Origin of the sequence: Brevibacillus sp. HB1.2 (assembly GCF_013332495.1) — a bacterium.
GTDB classification, from domain to species: Bacteria; Bacillota; Bacilli; order Brevibacillales; family Brevibacillaceae; genus Brevibacillus; species Brevibacillus porteri.
Genome location: NZ_JABMIU010000006.1, coordinates 207,829 through 225,941, shown reverse-complemented (window position 1 = coordinate 225,941; position 18,113 = coordinate 207,829). Strand labels below are relative to the sequence as shown.

Here is an 18,113-nt window from a genome sequence, read left to right as displayed (position 1 = left end):
TGATTACCCAATGACGCCTGTACGTAAAATCTTGATCTCGACATCTACATCATATTTTGCCCTTTTGATGATTTCCCGACATTCATCTTTACTCAATTTCTTTTTCCCGCTCTTTTGACTGGCTATATTGTAGATTTCCCCAAATCCTACCGGATCTACGTCGTATTTTCTTAACTTTTCCAGTAAATGTTCCGTCTCTTTTTTCACTGCCAGTTCGATTGCTTTTTGTACCTTTTTCAATTGCTCAGGCTTTGATAAATCAATTTTTTCAGCCATTTCCTGAATCTGCGCTGTCATCTTGACTTTCACAGAAAATCTTGGTTTCTCCAAATCCAGCACTTTCATTTGCTTTTTGCTTGAGATATGTTCAATGACAGTAAAAATACGCTTTTTATCGAGGGAAATGTTTATTTCCAATTCTCCCTTATTGTAACGCTCACGTAATACCTTGAGGAAAAATCCCTCCCTTGTTGTAATCTCTGCCACCAATCGATCATCTCGAAACAGACCAATTTGATTAATATGCAATTCATTCTTTACTCTTTCGATATAAGGCATCACAGGATCTTTCCCGATTGCATAAAAATCTTTCATAAACTCATGAAGTTTCGAGGAGATCATATTCTCTCCATCGACGTTCTGTCGTATGGCTTGATAGAGGTAAATTCCAATGTTGCTGTTCTCGGGATAGCGATGTGTCAAAATATCATAAGCTCGCCCTTTGGCTACAGTTAAATAGACATTGCTTCCAATGGAGGCATCACGCGTTAAGTTTTCCACAAGAGAAAGGATCCCTTTACGCGCTAGCTCATCATGATAGACCACGACGCGAATTTGACCGCCTACAATTTTTTTGGAAGACTCCCTGTTCTGTGCAACGGTAAGTCCTTTGCTTGTATGCGCTGTGCCAGAAATCACAGTAACCAACTCACGTGCCTCCGGATCAATTTGATAAAATACCGTGGTACCTAAAAGCTTTCCGTCTTTACTAAGATCGTACCCCACTGCAACCGCCAGTCCCAACTTTTCTAATACATGTTGTTCCCCACAGCCGTTCAATAACACGACCACTAATAAATAGTGAACAAGCAAACGTAACCTTTTCATGTCCGGACTGCTCCTTTCCGAAACAGCCGAATCACTACATAAAGCACGATAGGATAAATAAAAATGATATAGAAACCTACTCCACCGAAAATATCCGTGATGAGATTAATCGACTGGCGTGTTTCCAAAAAGTTGCTAGCAAAAAACATGACACCAACAATCCCGAAAAGGGCCATTCTTTCCTTGACCCCACTAATATGGTGAACCCCCCGCATGGCTATCCACAAGTCCATCAGCAAATTATCCAGCATGACGAGCATCCACAGTGAAATGGAGACAAACTCAAAACGCTCCAAAAACGGAAACTCTACAATTTTCATCATCATGAACGTTGCCCAGATAAGATGCTGAAGCTGTTCGCCTTGAAAGTACAAGAGTGTAACCAGCATGACGACAACATACAAGCAGGTAGTCATAAACAACCCACCATGTACATACCGCGGTAGTATTTTCTTTTCCTTCACAAAAGGATAGATGAACAAAATAATCTCAAATCCGATAGTGGAAAAAGACATCTTCTTCGCACCGTCCAACAACTGTCCAATGTCATGATGAAATACTGGCTGCAATAAATGAAAATCAGCGTATTGCAAGGGATAAGCCATGAGCAACAGCTGCAAAATCGTCAATCCAACAGAAAAAAAGCTAATGCCAGCCAACACCCGAATGCCACCCGTCACTCCATAAATGGTCAGGCAAAGCAAGGAGGCATTTAATATCCAAGAAGGCACTTCTGGAAACATCCATGACTGAATAATCTCGATGTACCCTCTCAAGATCGTTAAGGCAGAACCCATGATATATATGATAAAGATGAAATTGAGAATGCGAGCTGGCCATTTTCCAAATACACTTTGATGAATGTCATACAAATCCATGTCTTTGAATTTCGCTAGGATTTTTAGCATGAACCACGCTGCTATATGGGTCATAATGCCTGCTATTATGACCGCAATCCAAGCGTCTTGTTGCACCCTATCATAAATAAACCGTTGTACGCCCGCTATGCCGATTCCAACCTGATTGCCATGAACCATAAATAGCGCAAGCGATACGCTGATAGCCATATGGCTATTCCGCCGAAAAGTGGATAGTGACATTCACATTCAACACCTAACCTACTGAACTGGTCTTTTTTTCCCTACTTCATCAGGCACACGGGTATCGTCAGGAGAACGTGTCATAACCGGACGCTTGCCGAGAGAGTCAAAAGGAAACCGGATCAGACTGTTTTTAAAATCCTGCAAGCGAAAAGGAAAAAACGGGAGAAAAAACGGACGTCCCAGACTTGATTGACGTAGGATGTGTATCAATAGAAAAGACGCGCCAAGCATAATACCAAACCCTCCCCAAATTCCAGCTAACAGGATAATCGGAAAGCGGAGGATGCGTACTGCCGTACTCATCATGTAGGAAGGAAAAGTAAACGAAGCTAATGCACTGAGTGCCACAATCATGATCAAGATGTTACTGGTAAAACCCGCTGCAACGGCTGCCTGTCCAATTACGATACCGCCGACGATCCCTATCGTTTGCCCAACTTTGAAAGGAAGTCTTGCTCCAGCCTCCCGCAAGAATTCAATAATCATCTCAAGCAGCAAAGCTTCAAACAACGGGGGAAAAGGCACCTTGGAACGAGACTTTACTAGCGATACAAGGAGAGCAGATGGAATCATTTCATAGTGAAACGTAAGTGCAGCCACATAAGTAGCTGTAAAAAACAAAGAGACAAAAAGGGCCGAGAAACGTAACAATCGAATGAAAGAAGCCATTTGCCACCGAATATAGAGATCTTCATTGGCCTTGAAAAAGTCAACGAAGGAACTGGGACCGACGATAGCAAACGGGCTCCCCTCCACAAACACGACAACCTTTCCTTCCAACAGGGCTTCACTTACATGGTCAGGTCGTTCTGTTAGGATTAGCTGCGGAAAAATAGAAAACGTATTGTCATCAATTAGTTGAACCAATTTTCCGCTGTCAATCACGCCGTCTATATCTAGATCGCTTATACGCTGAATGACGGTTTGCACATTTTCAGGAGCAGCCAGTTCCTCCATGTAACATATTTCCATATTCGTCATGCTACGTTTCCCAATCGTAATGGATACGTTGGTAAGCAAATCAGTCGACAGATATCCCTGTAGAACCCCTAAGTTGGTTTCCAAGGCTTCCGTAAAAGAAACCTGGGGACCGAAAATTTGGGTTTCGACCTGAGCCTCTCCCAAAGAACGACTCGGTATTCTTGCTACGTAAAGAAGAATCCCGCACGCCGTTCCTTCTATTTGAAGGTAAATCCATCCTCTCACGAGATAATCGCTGATTTGACTGTAATCCATGGTTTGGGTGACATGAGCAACAGGAACATTCCCCAAAATCGTATCAGGAACGATCTTCTCGTCAGGTAACCTTTCAAAATAGGGAAGCAACACCTGCTGGAGAATTACCGTATCCACTAGATAGGGGAGGTAGGCTAGCAACAAGCTATTGGTTCCACAAGAAAGGTTACGAAACACCAATCGCGGATTTCGCATGTGATCCCATAATCTTTCTCGCGTCTCGCTGACGGATTCAGTAATCAAGTTAGTTGTCATCTTATTTTTACCCCAATATATGGTGTCCCCTTATTATTTTTCCAATGCCCTCGCTCTATTCCCCTTTCCAGCCGAAGAGTAAGCTCCCAGACAAAATGAACACAAAAAAACCGAGACGGAAATACTCCATCTCGGTTCGTTCACCACTATTTATCTGCCGCTCTTCATTTCAGTCCAGTAGCGGTCGTATTGCTGCAAGGTTTCTCCTACATCCACCAGCCACTCTGCACGGGCAATGTCTGCTGTATCCAGGAAGACCATTTTATTGGAACGATATTCTTCACTGTGCAGTGGGTATGCTTTTTCGTTCGGGTTGCTGTAGCCAATCGACTCGTAGTTTTTCACACTGACCTCTGGGTCCATCAGGTAGTTGATAAACTTCTCAGCCATTTCCTTGTTCTTAGCGCCTTTTGGAATTGCCAGCGTGTCTGCCCAGATCGTTGCGCCCTCTTTCGGGATGACGTACTCAACATCTGGATTTTGTGCGTGAATGAAAGCGGCGTCACCGGACCAAACCGTTCCAATCCATGCTTCCTCAGCAATCATCTTTTGCTTGATGTTGTCTGTATCAAAGGCAACAACATTCGGTACTACCTTTTTCAAATCAGCAAAGGACTTTTCCAGTTCCTCTTTGTTCGTCGTGCTATTGGAGAAGCCATTCTTGATCAGTGCCATTCCCATAACCTCACGCGGGTCGTTCAGCATGATGACACGGCCCTTGTAAGCTTCATTCCACAGATCGTTCCAGCTTGTCGGGGTTTCTTTTACATATTTCTTGTTGTAAGCGATCCCGGTAATTCCCCATGTATATACGAGTGAATACTTGTTTTCTTTGTCATAAGGAGGTGTCTTGAACGTAGACACAATATTGCCCATGTTCGGGATGTTGGCTTTGTTCAACTCTTCCAGGAGGCCCAGCTGAATCATCGTGCCTACCATGTAATCGGAAGGTTGAATCAAGTCGTAGCCGGATGCACCTGCTTGAACTTTTGCCAGCATTTCTTCGTTGCTGCCGTATACATCATAGTTAACCTTGACGTTGAATTTTTGCTCAAAATCTTTGATGACGTCTTGGTCGAAGTTGTCTGCCCAGCTATAAATATTCAATACTTGTTGTTCTTGCTCAGATGACGATGAGCAGCCTACAGCAGTCACCGCAAGTGCGGCGGTCAAAGCGCCGATCATCAAGGACTTGAAACGTTTCATTTTTTCCTCTCAACCTCCAAATCAGTTATGGGATTGCTTTTATGAAAACTCCATGATGGATCTAAAAGATGGATTGATTATTTTTCGAATCTTTACGGCGGAAAATCTCTGCCACCACAACCAACAGCACAGTACTCACGATCAAAAGTGTCGAGAGTGCATTCACTTCTGGCGAGACGCCTCGTTTTACCAACCCATAAATGTAGAGTGGCAATGTGGTCGAATTCGGACCAGCCACGAAGAACGAAATAATGAAATCGTCCAGCGACAGGGTAAACGCCATCAGGAAGCCTGCGATGATCCCTGGCATGATCAGAGGCAGCGTCACATAGCGCAATGTCTCCCATGGAGTTGCTCCCAAATCTTGAGACGCTTCTTCCAGTTCTTTGCCCATATCAGCCAAACGTCCTGAGATAATGACCATCACATACGGCATGCTAAACGTAACATGCGCCAGGATCAGGGTCACTTTCCCCAGCTCCATCTGTACCTGGCTAAACAGCACGAGCATAGCCAATCCCATCATGATCTCAGGGATGACAATCGGCAAGTACATCAGCCCGTTGAAGATGTTGCTCCAACGAATCGAATAATGCTTGACCGCCAGAGCGGCAGCCGTACCCAAAACCGTTGCGATGACGCTGCTGATAACCCCGATCGTCATACTGTTCATCAGCGCTTGCATGACCTGCCTGTTTTCAAACAAAGAAACGTACCATTTCCACGTAAAACCAGTCCACGTAGCATTGATCCGTGAATCATTGAACGAATAAAGGACAAGGATCAAGATTGGCAGATACAAAAAGACCAGCATCAGCCACGAGTATCCAGATAGTGCGTTTCGACGTAATGTTTTCATGCTGATTCCTCCTTCGTCTCGCTCGCTTTGGTAGCGCGGAAATAAAGAAGAATCAACAGCATGGACAATAGCATCAGCACGATGGACAAGGCAGAACCAAACGGCCAGTCACGCGCAGACAAAAATTGATTTTGAATGACGTTTCCGATCAGAGCCGATTTCGCTCCTCCCATGACATCCGGAACGACGAACATCCCGATGGAAGAAACAAATACGAGGATCGATCCAGTGACGACACCTGTCTTGGTCATCGGCAGAGTCACGTGCCAAAAAGCTTTCCAAGGTGTTGCGCCCAAATCATACGCTGCTTCCAGCTTACGACGATCCATCTGCTCCAGTGACACATAAATCGGCAGGACCATGAATGGCATGAGTGTGTACACCATCCCGAGCAGGACAGAACCCGAATTGTACAGAAGCGGCAACGGCTCTGAAATAATGCCCAGCGATTGCAGGAACGTATTGATTACACCTTGCGAACGCAGGATGATTACCCACGCATAGGAACGGACCAAGAAGTTGATCCAAAACGGAATCATCACGAGCAAAAGCCATATTTGCTGAGTCGATTTTTCCAGTCGTGAAATGTAATACGCTAACGGATAGCCGCACAAAATCGAAAATACCGTTGTTAAAACCGCTACGACCAGCGTATCCCAAAAAATTTGGCCATACAGCGGATCGAAAATACGGATGTAATTGTTCAACGTAAATTCATAGACAACTTGCCCGTACGTGCCTCTTTTGAGGAAAGACAGTACGGCGATCATAAGCATAGGCAGGACGAAAAGCGCACCCATCCACAAAAGGGCGGGAAGCGCGAGCAGTTTTACCGGCTTCTTGTTTAACAAGGAAGAATCACCTCGTCCGTCTGTGCCCAGCCAATGGCCACTTGATCTCCCACCTGCCAGTCAAGACCGTCACCTGCGTACTGGTGTGCCATTACGGTCATATCCTGCCCCTCGAGGCGGATAAATACCTTGCGCAAATTGCCGAGGAACACCGCGTCAGCAATGGTGCCCAGCTTCTTGTGCTTATCCTTGTCGGAGTCAATCGGGTACAACTTGATCTTTTCTGGACGTACGGCTGCATTCGTTCCGTTTTCCCGGAAAATGTTGTTTTCCCCAATAAAGGTAGCCACAAACAAGGTTTGCGGGGAGTTGTAAATCTCTGCTGGAGAAGCAATCTGTTCAATTCGTCCCTTGTTCATAACCGCGATTCGATCGGACATCGCCATCGCTTCTTCTTGGTCATGTGTGACGTAAATGAACGTTATTCCCAAGTTTTTCTGCAAGTTTTTCAGTTCAAGCTGCAAGCTTTTTCGCAATTGGTAGTCCAAAGCACCTAGAGGCTCGTCCAGAAGCAGAACACGTGGGTTGTTAATAATCGCCCGTGCGATTGCTACGCGTTGCTGTTGTCCACCAGACAGCTGCTTTGGCGTGCGCTTCCGCAATTCTGTCAGTTGGACGTACTGAAGTACTTCCTCCAAACGCTTTTGTTGTTCAGCTGCTTTGACTTTTTTCATTTTCAAACCAAACAGGATGTTTTGCTCCACTGTCATGTGTGGAAACAAAGCATATTGCTGGAACACCATGTTCATATCGCGCTGATACGGCGGCACATGGCTGAGGGGTTTTTCGTCCAGGAAAATTTCCCCAGTCGTTGGCTGCTCAAAGCCAGCAATCATTCGAAGCAGTGTCGTTTTCCCACAGCCGCTTGGGCCGAGTAACGTCAAAAACTCCCCTTCTTCAATGGAGAGAGAAAAAGAGGGGACGACGACAGTATCTGCAAATCTCTTTTCAATCGAATCCAGATGTATAATTTTTTTCATTCCGTCATCTCACCATATGTCATTATACTCACAATCTAGGTAACTATATCGTGTATGATACGATTTGTAAACAGTTTCACCAAGTCTAGAATGATTTTTTTGCGACCAGCAAGGATGAGAGATTCCTCCACAAAAACAAACAGAGCCAATGAATAAACATTCGCTCCGTTGCTTATCCATTTTATTTTCTCACACAGAAGTGGATTTTGGTTGAGGCGTGCGATTCTGGTTCTTCGCTTTTGCCCCTAGGAAATTCGTCCCAATCACCCCGATAACAATCATCACCGCGCCAATAAGATGGTAGTATGCCAGTTGTTCCTGCAAAAAGATGACGCCTGCCACGATGGTAACCAACGTAGACAAATTGTTAAACACGCTGAGTTTGGATGCTTCCATCTTGGACAAGGCAAAGTTGGTCATAAAAGACGTCATGAGCGAGGACAGTATCCCCAAAAATACAATGGAGATGATAAACGATGAGCTGGCGAAAGGGGCAAAATACGTCGACAAAGTCCCCTCTGCACTATGGCGAATGACTGACCAGCCGTTAAAAAACAAAAATCCGAGTAACGCCACCATATATGTCATGTCTATATAATGAAAGGACTTAGTCATTTTCCTCGCCAGAACACTATACCCCGCCAAAGAAAACGCGGATAACAGGATGAGAATGGTACCGATACTGCTCCCTGAGCCTGAGCTGACACCGAGCCCCTTCATTGCAAAAATGTACACGACACCTCCTACGGATAAAAGCGTGGATAGCTTTTGCAGCCACGTAGAAGACTCCCCCAAAAAGAATGCCGCCATGATCATAGTAAAAATCGGAACGGTTGCTTGAATAATCCCTGCTTCAGACGAAGTGGTATACACCAGTCCAAACGCCTGAAGGGTAAAGAACAGAATGGGATACAGCATGGCGAGCGGTATAATCGTGAGCATGTCTTTTGGTTTGATGGACAGCTTGATCCACCCAAACACGATCGGTATAGATGCAGCGATAAATGCCACGGTAAAACGGTGCGCCAAAGTATCAACCGGGCTGGTTACAGCGAGTGCCATTTTCAGAAACAAAAACGACAAGCCGGTGATCCCTGCATTCAGTAATGCCGCAAGAATCGCTTTTCGTTGGTCTTTCATCGTATGTATCTCTCCTACTGGGGACTTTTTACAGACGGCCGTCTTAGGTTAATAGTAATGGGGGATCAATCGTGCTACAATGCAAAAAAGGAGTAACTGTACCGATACAAATCCAGCGGTAAGGGAATGTTTTTTGGATGCACAAATATTTGCGGCTACAAAATGAACTCGAAACGTTGATTGAAAGCCTCTCCTATCGAGACGGAGACCGGCTTCCCTCTATTCGGGAGCTCGCCTCTCGTTACCAATGCAGCAAGAGCACTGTAATCCGCACTTTGGATGAGCTCGAAAAGCGTCACCTCATCTACTCGGTCGACCGAAGCGGCTACTACGTCGTGAAAAAACAAAGAAAGATCCAACCTGCAGATACGTCGGTGATCGATTTTGCGACCTCTGCTCCCGATCCTGACCTCTTTCCTTATGTCGACTTTCAACACTGCATCAATAAAGCGATTGAAACCTATAAAAACGATCTTTTCATATATGGAACCACCCAAGGCTTGCCATCGCTCATTGCCGTCATCGCCAGGCTGCTTGGGAACCATCAGGTTTTTACGGACCCGGGTAATATTTTCATTACCTCCGGTGTCCAACAAGCGCTATCCTTGCTGTGCAGTCTGCCTTTTCCAAATGGCAAGGAAACGATTCTGATTGAGCAGCCCAGCTACCATCTTTTCATTGAAAGTTTGCAAGTACGCAAGCATCCTGTCGTCGGGATCAAGCGCACTGCCCAAGGAATCGATTTAGAAGAGCTGGAGTCTATTTTCCGAACGGGAGAGATCAAGTTTTTCTATACGATGCCTCGCTACCATAGTCCGCTCGGTACGACGTACAGTCGAAAGGATAAACAGCGCATTGTGGAGCTTGCCCAACAGTACGACGTCTATATCGTAGAAGACGATTACATGGCAGACCTTGAGCATGACAGCAAAGCTGATCCCCTCTTTACCTATGATCGCTTTTCTCGCACCATCTATTTAAAAAGCTATTCCAAAATTATTTTTCCTGGGTTGCGTTTGGGTGTGGCCGTTATACCTGACGCGCTAAAGGATTCCTTTAACCAGCACAAGCGACTCATGGATATCGACAGCTCCATGCTATCTCAAGCTGCGTTGGAAATTTACCTAAAAAGCGGAATGTTCGAGCGTCACAAGCAAAAAATTCGCAGTTCCTATCAACGGCGATCCAACCTGCTGATGGCGTCTTTGAACCATTTTGCGACGAATGAAGAGCATCTGTTCACCTTTCAGCCCTTTGCGTATCCGGGGATTCATACGCACATTGTTTTGAACGATGCCATCCCGGTCCCTGCTGTTATCAACCAGCTAAAAAAGTACTCCATTCTTGTGGATGCTACTGACAAAAATTACTTGGTGGGCTTTCCGCAAGAAAATATTTTGAAGCTGAATGTGTCCTATGCCAAGGAAGCAGTGATTGAGCAAGGGATTGAGGTGTTGATGGATGTGTTACGCCGCATGCACCGTTAACCTCTCCGCCTTAAGTCGCAGATAAAATCCGACGAGGGTGCGTTTTTGGACAACCAAAAAATCTCCATAATAGAGCTGTTGAGTTGATCCATAGCACACAGGCGGATGTGAATTGATTGGTACGTAACCTATTAACGATCTACAACGTATTACAAATACAGGAATATGGTTTTAGCAGAATGATGGCGGCTTTGTAAAAGAAAATATGCAGAGAAAATGGTTTTAAAATGCATCAAATGCGGTATATCGTTGTATAGTAAGTGAATCCCAATTCAAAAAAATTCGTTCCATAGTCGGCCAGTTTGAAGTAGAATCGCATCTAGACACATGTATTTTGTTGGGCTTACTCGGCGTGACGCTGAATATTCCGACAAAGCGCAAAAAGGCCTCCAAAGTTGATGACTGGCAGTTAACGATAGAATGACAAAGGAGAAATAGATGTTTCAGAACATTTTAGATTTCTTAATGGAATACGGCTATTTGGGAATGTTCATCCATTCTTTTGCAGACGCAGTCATCTTTCCCGTTCCTGCCTTCTTTCTTCAAGTGCCACTCAGTCTCGTTGATCCTTCGCAGGCATTGTGGATTGCAACGGTAGGCTATATCGCTTGTCTCTTAGGGACACCCGTTGGTTATTTTATCGGTAAAGTCCTGGGCAAATCCGTTCTGTACAAAATCCTCAAGAAGGAATGGATTGATTCTGCCACAGCGATGTTTCAAAAGAAGGGCGAAGTCGCGATCTTCATCGGTTCATTTACACCGATTCCGTTTAAAGTATTTACAATCATGTCAGGTTGCTTGAAATTCCCGTTGTGGAAATTGCTTGGGTATGCGGCAATTGGACGGGCAGTCAAATTTTACGCAGTCGGATTTTTGTTTTATTTTTACGGTAAAATGGCGGAAAATATGGTCCATAACGTTTCTCTCTATATATTCCTCATCATGGTGCCGCTCATCTTGGGCGGATTATGGGTGAAGAAAATTGTCACCAAGCGCCGCCAGCTGAAAATGGAAAACGCTGGCGTCAGCAATGGCATCAATGAGAAAGTCCTGAATAAATAGCAAAGAAACCCCAATTCACACATTGGGGTTTCTTTTTTTACGCCTGTTATGCTTTTTTGACACGAATGCCTTCCTCTTCTACATCAATCAGCATCGCTGTCACATTGTCTTCTTCCATCACCAGATCCGCAATGCCATCCTCGACATATTGCTGAATTACGCGGCGCAATGGACGTGCCCCGAAGGAAGGGTTGTAGCCCAACTCAGCCAGCTTTTCTTTTGCGGCATCTGTCACGCTGATCTCCATTCCTTGCTCAGACAGATTGCCCCTAACATCTTGCAGCAGCAGATCGACGATTTTGACCAAATCCTGTTTTTCCAGATGGGCAAAGGAAATGATCGAGTCGAAGCGGTTTAGGAACTCTGGCTTGAAGTATGCCCCCAGAGAATCCAGCACGGTGGCAGGCTCGGGCGCTTTTACTCCAAAGCCAACAGAGATTTTACGCTCGCTCACGCCGGCATTGCTCGTCGCAATGATGACCGTCTCCTTAAAATTCACCGTACGGCCCTGACTGTCTGTTAGACGACCATCCTCCAGAATTTGCAGGAACATGTGCATCACGTCCGGGTGTGCTTTTTCGATCTCATCCAGCAAAATAATGCTGTACGGGTTGCGGCGAACGCGTTCTGTCAACTGACCTGCTTCTTCATGACCAACGTAGCCAGGAGGAGAACCGATCAATTTGGATACCGAGTGCTTCTCCATGTACTCACTCATATCGAGGCGGATCATGGAATCGCGGGTACCAAACAGCTCCTCTGCCAATGCTTTGGACAATTCTGTTTTCCCTACGCCAGTTGGACCGACGAACAGGAAGGAAGCAATCGGTCTGTTTTTCGGTTTCAGACCTGCACGACTGCGTCGAATCGCCTTCGCGACTTGTGTGACCGCCTCGGATTGACCAATGACTTTTGCTTCCAAATGAGCCGCTAGGTTTTTCATTTTCATCTGCTCATCACTTTGCAGCTTTGTAACAGGAATCCCCGTCTTTTGCTCGATCAAGGCTTGGATGTCCGAGACGTCAACCTGGACGCGTTGTTCCTTGCCCTCAATCTGATCCAGCTTCTCTAAAATGCTTGCTTCCTCGTCTCGCAGACGGGCAGCTCGTTCGTATGCCTCTTGCTCCGTCGCTTCCTTTTTCTCCTGATTGATTTGCGCCAGCCGCTCATGCAGTTCTGCCGTATCAACCGCGGAGGACCTCAGGTTCAAACGCGAGCCCACTTCATCCATGAGATCAATCGCCTTGTCAGGCAAGAATCGATCCTGAATGTAACGATGGGAGTATTCCACGCTGGCACGGATGACATCATCCGAGTAAGCGACTTGGTGGAATGCTTCGTATTTCGGACGCAATCCTTTTAAAATCTCGATGGCTTGTTCTACGGTTGGCTCCTTTACCATGACTGGCTGCAGGCGGCGCTCCAGAGCTGCGTCTTTTTCAATCACACGATACTCTTTTAACGTAGTTGCCCCAATCAGTTGCAACTCACCGCGAGCCAGTGCAGGCTTCAGGATGTTCCCTGCATCCATTGATCCTTCCGCAGAGCCTGCTCCCACCAGTAGATGAATTTCATCCACAAACAGGATGACGTTTTTGCGCTTTTGCAGCTCGGCAATCACTTGCTTCACTTTTTCCTCGAACTGTCCGCGAATTCCCGTCCCTGCAACCAGAGAGGCGACATCTAAAATGTACACCTGCTTGTTTTTCAGCTTGGTCGGTACTTGCCCTTCCGTAATACGCAGGGCGAGGCCTTCCGCAATCGCCGTCTTCCCGACGCCTGGCTCCCCGATCAGAACCGGATTGTTCTTATTGCGTCGGTTCAAAATCTCAATGACACGCTCAATTTCCTGTTCGCGTCCAATCACAGGGTCAATCAGTCCGGCACGTGCCGCATCGTTTAGATTACGCCCCAGATCATCGAGGATGCCTCCACCTCGCTCTGGTGCTTGTGGTTGCGTTTGGCTGGAAGATTTGCCCGGATTCATCGGGCCTTGGGCAAAGCCTTGCAGGAACTCATCCAGTCCAGAGAAGGAGGAGAAAGGACTAAAGCCCATACCCACTCCCATTTTGTTGGTCAGCTTTGTCTGGCAGTCTTTGCACAGATCGTATTTTTGTTGCTGATTTTGTACGCGTATATGAACAGTCACAGTTGCTTCTCGTTGTTTGCAGATTTCACAATGCATATTCAATCCCCCCAAAAGCGTTGTTTTGGAATTCAGAAGATCTTTGACCTTTCCTGACCTTCGTTGACTTTATTATAGTTTGACCTTTTTTGACTTTCAAGAGGGATTGTTTGGTTTTTTACACTTTCCCCTTTTGCAGATAGGGAACGATTGAAAGTAACCCAATAACAGCTAAACAAGCGCCTATCCACAATGGTGAAACAAGCCCATAGCCACTGCTGATCCCGATCCCGCCTAAGGAAGAACCAATGGCAACACCCAATGTAATAAAGGAAGTATGCATAGTGTTTACCATTGTCCCACTGCCTGCTGTATTCATCACTCGTGCGATCATGGCCGGATTCATCGCGACACCCGTCAACCCAATCAGAACAATGGATAGCACAGCGATCCATTTATTTTCGGCGCCTACGGCAAATAGAACCAATGCCGCTAAGAGTATGCTTAATCCCGTTACAAGGATGCGCATGGTAAAACGATCAGCAAGTCTGCCAATCACGATATTTCCGATCACGGTCGCGATGCCATAAAGGGCAAGCAAATACGGGATACTCGCATCCGAAAATGCCGTTACATCCGTAAGAATCGGAGTAAAATAACTAAACGCTGCGAAGGTACCGCCAATGATCAGCATACTCGTTACATACGCGGCCCAAAGGTGTGGATTTTGAAAACTGGCAAGCTCATCCTTTCCGTTCAGCTGGTCTTTTTGTGCGGAGGAAGGAAGCAACCATTGAATCAAGATCCCAGATAGCAATACGACGACTGCAACTGCCCAAAAGCTCATTCTCCAGCCGAAATATTGTGCAATCACGGTTGTCAGAGGGAGGCCGATGACAGTAGCAATCATTAAGCCTGCCAAAACAATCGAAGCTGCCTTTCCCCGTGAATGAGGGGGAACCAAGCTGGCTGAAATACTGACGGAGATACCAAACGCTGCGGATGAAGCAATACCTGTTAGGATACGTGCAAGCATCATCGACTCGTAATTCCAAGCCATGGCTCCCAGCGATTGGCCAATAAAGAAGACGGCAACCAAAGAAAGCAGCGCTTGTTTTCGGCGAATGTGCAAGAGAGTTGCTGTTAGGATCGGGCCACCTATCACCATTGCTCCTGCATACGCCGTAATAAAATACCCGATGGATGGGATCGACACGTCGAAAACATCGGCAAGCTCGTTCATCATACCTGCCACCATAAATTCAGAAGTCGTCATCGCAAAAATCGCTATCGCTAACAAATAAATCATCGACGGCATGAAGGAACACTCCTCTATTTATTATTGTAACAATCAGTACAAAAATAACTCAAAAAAAGAGCGCATTACGCGCCGAAGATAGATTCCATGGTGCCGTTCATGATTTGTTCAGCCAATGTCCGATTTTGTGTAGATGTATTCAACACACGGAAGCCGTAGTAACTGCTTAAAAATAGGCTAGCCAAATCCACAGCAGATCGTTTTTTGGAGATTTCGCCCGTTCGCAAGCCTTCCTCCATCACTTTTTCCATGGTTTGCTTCAAAAGTTCAACATGTCTGGAGACTATTTCTTCAATCTTGGGATCGTCTTTTGCCCGTTCCAATCCCGCATTGATCAGCAAACATCCTTTTGGATTCCTAGATTCAAAGTCTTCCACCAATGCCCAAGCTAAAAAATTTTGCAATCGTTCTTTCACAGAACCCGGACTTTCCAATAATGCCCGCTGTTCACGAATTCCAGTTTCGTGATAGTGTTCCACCACTGCTAGATAAAGGTCCTGTTTGCTGCCAAACGTATTGTACAAGCTGCCTTTACCTAGTCCAGTATCACTGCATAAATCATGCGTAGAACAACCATTGTAGCCTTTTGACCAAAATGTTTTCATGGCCACATCTACAATGGAAGTGTAATCAAAATCACGAGGTCTGCCGCGTTTGTTCAACGGAATCCTCCTTTCGTTTCCAACTGTTATGGAAATCTTACACATTATGTACCGTTCGGTCAACAAATGAAATGTCTGCAACTGTAAACCATACCTATAGAAAAAGCCCATTTTGAAAATCATCTCTCAAAATAGGCTTAATCATTGATTATATCGACTCTACATCTGTCACTGTTGGAATAACGTAAACTCTTCAGCTAAGTTGACCTTCTCCATCTATCGTCCCCATTAAAAAGAGTATGCTTGTACTTCTTCGAAAGTAGGCAGGGATGGTTGAGCACCGTTCCTTGTTACGACAATCGCTGCTACTTTGCTGGCGAAAGTGGCCGCTTCCGTTTCTGTCATTCCTTGTGTGATCCCAACTGCAAAAGCTGCCGTAAAGGAATCACCTGCCGCAGTTGTATCCACTGGCTCTACGCGGAATGCCGGGATATGGGTCGCCTCATCGGCGGTTACTAAGAGAGCGCCCTTTTCCCCCAACGTTACGATGACGCGCTTTGGTCCAGCAGACAAAAGCTTTTGGGCTGCGGCATGCACTTCATCTATTGTGGATACAGGCATTCCCGTGAGAATAGAAAGCTCTGTTTCATTTGGGGTTAAGGTATGTACATGGGTTAATAGCTCACTGGATAGCTCGCGTGCAGGTGCCGGATTTAAAATGATCAGCTTGCCGAGTCGAGCAGACTCTTTGACGGTATATTCCACGACATGCATCGGGATTTCCAGTTGGAGCAATACGATGTCACTGTCCTTTAAAATAGACTGATTGTCTGCAATATGCTCGGTGCTGACGAGCGCATTCGCACCCGGAACGAGCACGATGTTATTTTCCCCGTCATCACTGACATTGATAAAAGCCATGCCTGTCGTACCCGAGCATTTGATCCCCTCTATGTGAACGTGTGCATCCGTTAGCCCTCCCAGCATAACCCGGCCGTTCTCATCCTCTCCTACCATTCCAATCATGGAGACATGCGCACCCAGGCGAGACGCTGCTACTGCCTGATTCGCTCCCTTTCCACCCGGGATCAGCTCGAAGTGATGGCTTGCGATCGTTTCTCCTGCTCTGGGCAAATGATGTACATGGGTTACGAGATCCATATTGATGCTTCCTACTACTGCGATTTTCACGACAAGCCCTCCTCGTTCCATCTCGAACATGATCATTCTGTCGGTTACAAAATAGTGCTTTTCATCCGAGAAGTCAACGTATTTTCTCAGGATTGTTCCTAAGAAGACTTGGAGCGCAATGCCTCCATTGGATATAATGAACAAATCTTCTATCATCCGGAGGTAACCAGATGGAGCCGATTATCCAACATCCTTGGAGCATTGATGAGCAAGAGGCTATCAACTTACAGCGACAACTAGCCCAACAAGTGAAAAAAGAAGATCAACTAGCGGACGTACGCTTTATCGCTGGAGTAGATGTCGCCTATCATGCCGAGTCTGATTTGTTAGTTGCTGGTGTCGTGATCCTCGACGCTAATTCCCTGCAAGTCGTCGAGTCTGTCGTCATTCAAGACACCGTCGAATTCCCGTACATTCCCGGCCTGTTCTCTTTTCGAGAGCTGCCTCCGTTGGTCCGTGCATTCAAGGAGCTAAAAACAACACCGCAGCTTGTCGTCTGCGATGGACAAGGAATCGCTCACCCACGAAGATTCGGACTAGCCAGTCATTTGGGCGTCCTGTTTGACATTCCTACCATTGGCTGTGGAAAAACGAGACTGCTAGGCGAATACGAAGAACCCGCACAGGAAAGAGGCGTGTATTCCCCTTTGATCGATCAGGGTGAAATCATCGGTGGAGTCTTGCGTACACAACCGAATATCAAACCGATATTCGTCTCGATCGGACACGGAATCTCTTTGCCAACTGCATGCGCATGGATCACCAAGCTCTCTCCCAAATATCGTTTGCCCGAAACGACGCGGCAAGCGGATCAGCTCGTGAATAAAGTATCGGCAAAGTTAAATAACAGCCGCTAATGGAGTGTCGGCCATACATTTTCATCGTGCTCATCCAAGACTGCTTCAATCAGATCTCCTTGGAACACGACGATATACCCTCGTGGAAGAGCCAATGCTTGCAAAAGAGACGGACGTAGCTTTAGCAGTTGGTAAACGTAGTATGACTCTAGCTGGTCACTGTCTACTTCGCCTTCCACAGGCCCGAGATACCATCCGGAGTCACCTTTTCGAACATCTTCTGCACGCTGCAAATAGACATGTTCTTGTTCAAATGCACCTTTTGCCACCACGATTTTATCTTGGAACAAAGCAGCTTCCCCTTCTGCTCGCACGGTTTGCAAACAGTTGTTTTGCGCCATTTGCACGACCAAGGACACAGACAGGTCAGAAGTTGTTTCGGAAAAAGGATTCTCATCGTAGTCGGGTGCCACGATTTCCATATACCCATCTCGTTCGAAAACCAGCAGAATGGTCCAGCCTACCTGAATTTTCGCACCGTTCTTAATAGGACCAGTCTCGTCTTCTACATCGGCGAATACGTCCAACAGAAAGTCTGCTTGCTTCACCAAAAACTCTTTGCAGGTCACGACAAACGTTCGGTTATGAATCTGTTTAGAGCGTTTGCAGAGTCGGGACTCTTTCTCAGCTGACATGGACCTCTTCCTTTCTGCGTGATCGGAATTGCTACTATCTTCAGGATATCACGAATAGGAGAAAAGCTCCGTTACACATTTGCTACAAAGGTTGGAAAA

The 18,113-nt window shown here is 46.1% G+C and carries 16 protein-coding genes; 3 read left to right on the top strand and 13 right to left on the bottom strand.

Features of this window, described 5'->3' with window-relative positions; all coding sequences use genetic code 11:
• Positions 1-3: 3 nt before the first annotated feature.
• The 8 genes from HPY28_RS16940 to HPY28_RS16905 form a co-directional block, all read right to left on the bottom strand.
• Positions 4-1,107, bottom strand: coding sequence for a Ger(x)C family spore germination protein (locus tag HPY28_RS16940; protein ID WP_017252035.1), 1,104 nt, complete (start codon positions 1,105-1,107; stop codon positions 4-6).
• Complete coding sequence (locus HPY28_RS16935) at positions 1,104-2,207, bottom strand: GerAB/ArcD/ProY family transporter (RefSeq protein WP_026043360.1); 1,104 nt, start codon at positions 2,205-2,207, stop codon at positions 1,104-1,106. Before HPY28_RS16935 ends, HPY28_RS16940 begins: the two co-directional genes overlap by 4 nt.
• A gap of 18 nt (positions 2,208-2,225) precedes the next feature.
• On the bottom strand, positions 2,226-3,701 hold the full coding sequence (locus tag HPY28_RS16930) for a spore germination protein (protein ID WP_174231001.1): 1,476 nt from the start codon (positions 3,699-3,701) through the stop codon (positions 2,226-2,228).
• Between the two features lie 150 nt (positions 3,702-3,851).
• Positions 3,852-4,907, bottom strand: coding sequence for a polyamine ABC transporter substrate-binding protein (locus HPY28_RS16925; protein ID WP_017252038.1), 1,056 nt, complete (start codon positions 4,905-4,907; stop codon positions 3,852-3,854).
• A gap of 61 nt (positions 4,908-4,968) precedes the next feature.
• Positions 4,969-5,766, bottom strand: coding sequence for an ABC transporter permease (locus HPY28_RS16920; RefSeq protein WP_017252039.1), 798 nt, complete (start codon positions 5,764-5,766; stop codon positions 4,969-4,971).
• Positions 5,763-6,566, bottom strand: coding sequence for an ABC transporter permease (locus HPY28_RS16915; protein WP_173624058.1), 804 nt, complete (start codon positions 6,564-6,566; stop codon positions 5,763-5,765). Before HPY28_RS16915 ends, HPY28_RS16920 begins: the two co-directional genes overlap by 4 nt.
• Positions 6,567-6,610: 44 nt before the next feature.
• A complete protein-coding gene (locus HPY28_RS16910) occupies positions 6,611-7,597 on the bottom strand; it encodes an ABC transporter ATP-binding protein (protein ID WP_017252041.1) in 987 nt (328 codons plus the stop codon).
• 189 nt (positions 7,598-7,786) lie between these two features.
• Entirely contained in the window at positions 7,787-8,737 is a 951-nt protein-coding gene (locus tag HPY28_RS16905) for a DMT family transporter (RefSeq protein ID WP_174231000.1), read from the bottom strand.
• Between the two features lie 137 nt (positions 8,738-8,874).
• Between HPY28_RS16905 and HPY28_RS16900 the strand changes: the two genes are divergently transcribed.
• Positions 8,875-10,224: an aminotransferase-like domain-containing protein gene (locus tag HPY28_RS16900; RefSeq protein WP_174230999.1), complete on the top strand. Its 1,350-nt coding sequence runs from the start codon at positions 8,875-8,877 to the stop codon at positions 10,222-10,224.
• A gap of 438 nt (positions 10,225-10,662) precedes the next feature.
• Positions 10,663-11,286, top strand: coding sequence for a YqaA family protein (locus tag HPY28_RS16895; protein WP_017252044.1), 624 nt, complete (start codon positions 10,663-10,665; stop codon positions 11,284-11,286).
• A gap of 46 nt (positions 11,287-11,332) precedes the next feature.
• On the opposite strand, the gene HPY28_RS16890 is transcribed toward HPY28_RS16895, so the two are convergent.
• The 4 genes from HPY28_RS16890 to rbsK form a co-directional block, all read right to left on the bottom strand.
• Positions 11,333-13,471: an ATP-dependent Clp protease ATP-binding subunit gene (locus HPY28_RS16890; RefSeq protein ID WP_174230998.1), complete on the bottom strand. Its 2,139-nt coding sequence runs from the start codon at positions 13,469-13,471 to the stop codon at positions 11,333-11,335.
• Positions 13,472-13,589: 118 nt separating this feature from the next.
• Positions 13,590-14,729 (bottom strand): MFS transporter, encoded by a 1,140-nt coding sequence (locus tag HPY28_RS16885; protein ID WP_174230997.1) that lies wholly within the window; start codon positions 14,727-14,729, stop codon positions 13,590-13,592.
• Between the two features lie 65 nt (positions 14,730-14,794).
• Complete coding sequence (locus tag HPY28_RS16880) at positions 14,795-15,391, bottom strand: TetR/AcrR family transcriptional regulator (RefSeq protein WP_017252047.1); 597 nt, start codon at positions 15,389-15,391, stop codon at positions 14,795-14,797.
• Between the two features lie 228 nt (positions 15,392-15,619).
• A complete protein-coding gene (gene rbsK / locus HPY28_RS16875; RefSeq protein ID WP_026043361.1) occupies positions 15,620-16,522 on the bottom strand; it encodes a ribokinase in 903 nt (300 codons plus the stop codon).
• A 170-nt stretch (positions 16,523-16,692) separates the two neighbouring features.
• Between rbsK and nfi the strand changes: the two genes are divergently transcribed.
• Complete coding sequence (gene nfi / locus HPY28_RS16870; protein WP_174230996.1) at positions 16,693-17,379, top strand: deoxyribonuclease V; 687 nt, start codon at positions 16,693-16,695, stop codon at positions 17,377-17,379.
• On the opposite strand, the gene HPY28_RS16865 is transcribed toward nfi, so the two are convergent.
• Positions 17,376-18,014 carry an immunity protein Imm33 domain-containing protein gene (locus tag HPY28_RS16865; RefSeq protein WP_035291949.1) on the bottom strand — a complete coding sequence of 213 codons (639 nt, stop codon included), beginning with the start codon at positions 18,012-18,014 and terminating at the stop codon, positions 17,376-17,378. The two genes, nfi and HPY28_RS16865, sit on opposite strands and share 4 nt — an antisense overlap.
• Between the last annotated feature and the right edge of the window lie 99 nt (positions 18,015-18,113).